This is a genomic window from Sphingobacterium sp. GQ94, from assembly GCF_059758715.1.
This window is the reverse complement of sequence record NZ_JCAXEC010000016.1, coordinates 73,709-80,535: the sequence shown is the minus strand read 5'-3', so window position 1 is coordinate 80,535 and position 6,827 is coordinate 73,709. Positions and strand designations below refer to the sequence as shown.

Below are 6,827 nucleotides of genomic sequence, written 5' to 3'. Positions count from 1 at the left end.
GCTAAATTTTAGTCTTTAGAAATAGTGTTGTTTAGCATTCGATATTTAGGGCAAAAGGAGGAATGAGTAAATTCAGTTATAAATTGAATTTACTGTGCAATATATATAAAATTGAGGAATTTTTACTGCTTCTTTTCTTTACAAAGGTTGCAAAGTCCAACAGCATTTATGGCAATTGAATGCAAAGAAAAATTTACTGGAAGCGTAATTTTTGGAATAGTAATTTCATCCAGACAAAAGACCGAGTTGCACAAAGAACAAATAAAATGCACGTGTTGGTCATGGTGATGTTCCGGTGAACATTTAATTGAACAGAAGGCATAAGTAGCCGTCCCATTTAAATCAAAAACTTTATGTAATATGCCTTTTTCTTCGAAGCTTGCCAAGATTCTATAAAGCGTAACACGGTCGATTTCTGAACCTAAAATCTTCTCTAATTCGGGTTGAGAAATTGCTGTTCTTTTATTTGAAATAATATCTAAAACTCGAAGTCTTGGTTGGGTAATTTTTAGGCGATTTGTCTTTAGAATTTGACCGAATTCCATATGATTACTTTGACCCTCTTCGATGCTATTAGCTGCTTTCATAAGGTTAAATTTACGAAAATTTAAAGGATAAAAAAACCTCCTTAAAATCGATTAAGGAGGCTTCTGTTTTTAAGGAAAATTTACCTTGTATTATTTACTCGCAGCCTTTGCATGGTCGGCTAAAAATTGTGCCAATCCACTATCTGTTAATGGATGTTTCAATAGGGCTAATATTGCAGATAATGGTCCAGTCATTACGTCAGCACCTATCTTTGCACAGCCTAAAATATGTGCGCTATGACGAACCGAGGCTGCTAAAATCTGTGTTTGGAAACCATAATTATCGTATATTTCACGAATTTCTTCTATCAAAGCTAGTCCATCTACGGATATATCGTCCAAACGACCTATAAAAGGAGACACATAAGTAGCTCCAGCTTTAGCAGCTAATAAGGCTTGACCCGCTGAAAATACTAATGTACAATTCGTTTTGATCCCTTTTTTACTAAAATATTTAATGGCCTTAATTCCATCTTTAATCATCGGCACCTTCACAACAATCTTGCTATCTAAAGCAGCTAGAACCTCACCTTCTTTGATCATTCCCTCAAAATCTGTCGAAATAACTTCTGCGCTAACGTCTCCTTCAACTATCTGGCATATAGCTTTATAATGATTGATAACGTTTACTTCTCCAGAAATACCCTCTTTGGCCATTAAGCTAGGGTTTGTTGTAACCCCGTCTAATACACCAAGGTCTTGTGCCTCTTTAATTTGCTCTAAGTTAGCGGTGTCGATAAAAAATTTCATGATATAAAATGTTGATTTAAAAAGATTTTGCTTAAAATCAACTCTACTTTTGAGTTGACAAGGCAAAGGTAATTATATTCTACAACAAAATACTTGTTTTCTTTTTTAGACGACTAGGTACTTGTTTTTTGTTTCAAATTCATTTGTGTAGTTTTACTAAATCGAGGCATTCGACTCTGTATTTTAGTATAGACACGTAGATTATAATACTATTCATGCAAATTTTTAGATCACTTTCTTACCCTAATTATAGGCTTCACGTAATTGGTCAATCGCTATCTCTTCTAGGAACCTGGATGCAACGAATTGCTATCAGTTGGTTGGTGTATAAGCTGACTGATTCTGTCTTCTGGTTAGGTTTTGTATCTTTTATCTCCTTATTACCTTCTTTAGTTCTATCACCATTTATTGGTGCTTTTGTGGACAGACATAAAAAATATAAACTGGTTTTTATCACCCAAATTGGACTCATGATCCAAGCCGGTCTATTGGTATTATTAGTGTACTTAAGGTTGGAAACAGTTCTTTATCTATCCATATTGGGATTTTTACAAGGTGTTGTAAACGCGTTTGACGTTCTTGGAAGGCAGTCCCTGTTAGTTGCATTAGTGGATGATCGAAAAGATTTGCCTAATGCAATCGCTTTAAATTCATCTATATTTAATGCTGCTCGTATGATTGGACCGGCAATAGGGGGAATCTTGTTGTCAAACTACGGTGAGTTCATTTGTTTTTTAGTAAATTTTCTAAGCTTTATTCCTGTTATTATCTGCTTGGCATTAATGAAAGTGAAGGAGAGTACCATTTTAATTTCCAACCAGAGCGCCATAACCGGATTGATAGAAGGATTTAATTATTTGCGACGTTCCCCACATATTACTTCCTTAATTATCGTCTTATCTTTTTCAAGCCTTATGGTCATTCCCTATACCTCCTTGTTACCAGCGGTGGCTAGAGAACTATTTCATGGAGATGAAAAGACATTTTCATGGTTTGAGAGTGCAGCCGGGTTGGGGGCGATGATTGGAGCCATAAATATGGCTAGAATGAAATCTGGAGAAAATTTAAGGTATAGAGTTATGTTTGCTGCGTTATCTATGGGGATTGCATTGATATTATTAGCGTATGCCCATTATTTGCCATCTGCTTTATTTTTTACGATTGCAGTATCTTTTTCCATGATGATGCAGAACTCTTCTATCAATACCTACATTCAGACCCATGCAATTCCTGCTTACCGCGCTAGAACCATTTCCTATTATGTTATGGCTTTTCAGGGAATTTTCCCAATAGGAAGTTTGCTAATTGGTGGAATTGCTGATATCGTTGGAATAAAAAACACCTTGTACATAATGGGCAGTTTTGGTATTCTGATCGCTTTGGGTTTTTATATCTATTTAAGAAAACATATTCAACGCAGATTATTTAGAATTAATTTACTTTGATCGTTTATTTTGATTTAAAGTCAGGGTATTTGTCTTGTAATTTATGATCGCACCATATTGATTTAGGATATCGCCACCAAGTACACCAATTATCGGTTTCAAACCGAGCTGAGAGTATGCATGATTGATGGCACTTAAATCAAGTATGGCAACCGTTAAATTTTTAATTGACCAATTTTTCAACGTGAATTCTGGAATATTTAACATAAAGCTTTCCATTGAGTTTGTTCCCAGACCGGTAGAAAGTATGTCTGTGGATTGGAAGGTGTCTTCTGATAACCCAGAATGTAATAGGGTGTCCTTATCTAGAACTGTTTTGGAAGCCCCTGAGTCTATTACTAAATTAAATTTTTTGTCAAAAATTTCAACTTCAGTTACAATATGAAAGCCATCAGCTTGTAGGCTAATGACTTCAAAGGGTATTTTCTGCATGTAATTATCAAAGATGTTGATCGTATACTATAATTTTTTTAGAATGCTTTCTTGAAAAAGTACTTCATTCATTTTTCGAACTGCCTGAGCACTATCTTCAAAAAGTTGTTTCTCAACTGAAGATAGATTCATTGGTACTATTTTATCCCAACCTTTTTTATTAATGATTACAGGAACGCCAATATTAATATCACTTTGCCCATACTCGCCTTCTAAATAAACTGAGGCAGAAAATAATTTATTCTGGTCTCGAACGATGCTTTCAACCATAGCAGCAGCGGCAGCACCAGGAGCATACCAAGCAGAAGTACCTATTAATGCTGTAAGTGTAGCGCCTCCAACCATAGTTTTTTTAACAATGTCGTCCTGCTGACTTTGATCTAGAAAATCAGTAACAGGAACACTATTCCAAGTCGCATGATTTATTAATGGAATCATAGTAGTATCACCATGGCCACCAATAACTAGTGCGTTTAAATCATTTGCAGAGGCATTCAGTTTGTCCGAAAGTTGATATTTAAACCTTGCAGAGTCCAAGGCTCCGCCCATACCAATTATTCTGTTTTTTGGTAATCCACTTGATTTTAAAGCTAAATAGGTCATCGTGTCCATCGGATTTGATACGATAATGATAATAATATCCGGAGAGTATTTAATCAAATTATCCACTACGTTTTTAACGATATTAGCATTAGTTCCTATCAATTCCTCTCTGGTCATCCCCGGCTTTCTTGGAAGCCCTGAAGTAATCACAGCAACTGCGGAATCTGCTGTAGCTAAATAATCGTTGGTCACGCCTTTTATTTTTGAATCAAAGCCTAACAAGGCCGAAGTTTGCATCATGTCTTGTGCTTTACCTTCAGCGAAACCCTCTTTAATGTCTAATAAAATGATTTCTTCAGCAATATTACGTCTTACCAAATTATCTGCAGTAGTAGCTCCTACAGCACCTGCGCCAACAACGGTTATTTTCATAAGGATAAGGTTTTAATGTAAACTTCTTAAATTTATGAAAAAAATTTGTCTTTTGGGTGTTAAACTCAGAATGATTTCCTAGCCATTTCGGTCATTTTGACCAAAAATTGAAATAATTATCTTTTTTTTGATAATATGAACAATTCATATGGGAGGCATTACGTATGATGCGCATATCATGACATACAAGGGTGATCATACGGTTTCTTTGTGATGCATAGGTGGTCGTCAAAACATTCACTTTAGTTGTCACATGTCACAACCCCGATTATATTCCTTACCTCAAAGGTTACCAGCTAATCTCGCCAAAACCAACCCAACAAGCCGACGTTGTAAAATAGTAATCAATTAAATTTTCTTAGAACGGATATCCGATGGCCAAATTAAAAACTAAATTATCCGCTCTCCAGTCTTTATTTCTGATGTCTATATATTTAAATACCCAACGGTCGTTTTTAGGTCTATAAGGAACCCGAAAAGGAATTGCAAAGTCTGTCCTTATAATGAGAAAATCAAGGTCTAATCTTAATCCTAAACCACCACCCACGGCCAATTCTCGTAAAAATTCTTTACTTAATTTTCCTCCTGGTTTGTTTAGATCTTCGTTTTGTAACCAGATATTGCCCGCGTCAATAAATGCCGCCCAATGTAACATCCCGGCTATTTTTGCGCGGTATTCTGTGTTTAATTCCAACTTAAAATCTCCTGTTTGGTCCGCAAAGAAATTATCTTTTCCGATGTTTTCAGGTAAGGCAGATCCTGGTCCAACCGCACGAGCACGAAATGATCTCAAACCATTTGGACCTCCAGTATAATATTGTTTTAAGTAAGGCAATGATCTGGAATTTCCATAAGAATAACTGGTTCCTACCATGATTCTTGATGCCAAAGTGGAGCTCGCACTGAATTTCAGATAATATCTAAGATCAACCTCAGCTTTAATAAATTGGGAATAGGGGGTGCCAAAAATATGTTTAATTTTTCCAGCATTATAATCCGCACCTTGGATTAGTCCCAAAATGTTTCCAGAAGTATTTAAACCTGCTTTTGCATAGAAGGTGTTTTTTTTATCTTCCATCGTATTTGTGAAAGTGTAAACATAATTTGGTCCAATTGAGAACTGAGGATCTACAATATGTCGCAGAGTAGGAACAGTGTCCATTTGCGCTCTATATTCATCTGAAATTCCACGAGGTTGTACATAGATAATCTCAGCCAAGGTTAAATTATGATCCTTTTGCGCATTTTCCTTCCAGGCGTAACCATAATTAAGGGTCATTGAATTCAATGTATAGGCAGTCCTTCTATTCAAAAATTCATATCCAGCTTTGAAAAACGTTTTAGGAATGTACTGCCTCGCGGGAGCCCATTTGTATGGAGATAATAGCCTCGGCCATGTGATGGATAGTTCTGTTCCATATCGGATATAACTAGAATTCAAGTTAACATTGCCGCCAGTTTGGGTTTCATATCCCCCGAAAACAGACAGGGTAAGGGTTTCAAATCCTTTAAATGCGTTACGTAGAGTCCAGTTCGCATTGATCTCAGTGCCATTATATACTGCCGCAGTTTTTCCAATTAATTCCAATCTCAGAGATTTTCTTTGCATTGGCGTGAGGTAATAATAGACGTCTAAATGATTGCTTGAATCGGGGTTTGATACAAAGTCATTTTTAACAAACTTAAAAGCATTTAAATTAACCAAATGATTAATAGTCTGATTGTGATCCCATCGGTTATAGGTCATTCCTGGTGCCATAAAGAAATGATTCGCTAAGACTTTATTTCTGTATTTATTATGAGGATCGATGATGTAAAACTTATCATCGAACTTTTTAGTACCTCTAGGTATGCGCCTACGATTATTTGAGGTTTCTTGATAATCCGAAAAAATATAGACATTACCGATTAGCTGAGGCTCTCTGGCTAATTGAGGAGTCTCCGGTTTAAGCGTTAAAAACATATCAACTTTATTGTTCCCAATGGTGCTATCAACTTCAATTAAAAGATTATCAGGATTAAAATAATAATAACCATTGTGTTTTAAATGATTATCAATTCGGTCACGTTCATTTAGGATAACATCCAAATTATAATTGCTACCTGGTTTTAATAAGGTTTTATCATTGACTGAGGCAATACTTTTTCCAAGCCGTGTATTGCTATCTATTTCTAGTTTTACTTCATTAATACGATAAATCTTTCCCGGGAACGCATCGTATCGTATTACTGCATATTTTCCATCAATAAGTGTGTCGGAAGTGACCTGTGCAGTGAAAAAACCTAGATTCTCCATCTTATTCCTCAATAGATTCTCATTATATTCTCTATTCACATCGCTTAATAATACCGGCTCTTGTCCATTTTTTTTAAGCCATTTTCGAACAATATTATTCGTACTATCAGGACCCTTTCCAAAATTCCACAATCCGAGTTTAAAGTACATTCCTAAAAACTTAGCATTTGGTTTAGGCAATAGCGATTTTTGTAGAAAACTCTCGAATTGGTCTTTTCGTTCTGGAGTGATAGAATCATGATGTATGACTACTTGCCCCTCCTTGTATAATTTTTCATTGTCAGCCACATATTTGGTTGGGTTGCAGCTGTACATGAAGATTAAGCTTAGTACCACAGGGAG

The 6,827-nt window shown here is 35.8% G+C and carries 6 protein-coding genes; 1 reads left to right on the top strand and 5 read right to left on the bottom strand.

Annotated elements, in window-relative coordinates:
* Positions 1–122 precede the first annotated feature (122 nt).
* Positions 123–587 (bottom strand): Fur family transcriptional regulator, encoded by a 465-nt coding sequence (locus tag AC6CHH_RS13795; protein WP_498283849.1) that lies wholly within the window; start codon positions 585–587, stop codon positions 123–125.
* Between the two features lie 90 nt (positions 588–677).
* A complete protein-coding gene (gene fsa, locus AC6CHH_RS13790; protein WP_498283847.1) occupies positions 678–1,337 on the bottom strand; it encodes a fructose-6-phosphate aldolase in 660 nt (219 codons plus the stop codon).
* A 215-nt stretch (positions 1,338–1,552) separates the two neighbouring features.
* On the opposite strand from fsa, the gene AC6CHH_RS13785 reads away from it, so the two are divergent.
* A complete protein-coding gene (locus tag AC6CHH_RS13785) occupies positions 1,553–2,782 on the top strand; it encodes an MFS transporter (RefSeq protein ID WP_498283845.1) in 1,230 nt (409 codons plus the stop codon).
* Here AC6CHH_RS13785 and AC6CHH_RS13780 read toward each other — a convergent pair.
* The 3 genes from AC6CHH_RS13780 to tamL all read right to left on the bottom strand — a co-directional run bounded on the left by AC6CHH_RS13780 (position 2,774) and on the right by tamL (position 6,821).
* Positions 2,774–3,214: an aspartyl protease family protein gene (locus AC6CHH_RS13780; protein ID WP_498283843.1), complete on the bottom strand. Its 441-nt coding sequence runs from the start codon at positions 3,212–3,214 to the stop codon at positions 2,774–2,776. The two genes, AC6CHH_RS13785 and AC6CHH_RS13780, sit on opposite strands and share 9 nt — an antisense overlap.
* A gap of 27 nt (positions 3,215–3,241) precedes the next feature.
* Complete coding sequence (locus AC6CHH_RS13775) at positions 3,242–4,189, bottom strand: malate dehydrogenase (protein ID WP_498283841.1); 948 nt, start codon at positions 4,187–4,189, stop codon at positions 3,242–3,244.
* A 358-nt stretch (positions 4,190–4,547) separates the two neighbouring features.
* Positions 4,548–6,821 carry a translocation and assembly module lipoprotein TamL gene (gene tamL, locus AC6CHH_RS13770; protein ID WP_498283839.1) on the bottom strand — a complete coding sequence of 758 codons (2,274 nt, stop codon included), beginning with the start codon at positions 6,819–6,821 and terminating at the stop codon, positions 4,548–4,550.
* Positions 6,822–6,827 lie beyond the last annotated feature (6 nt).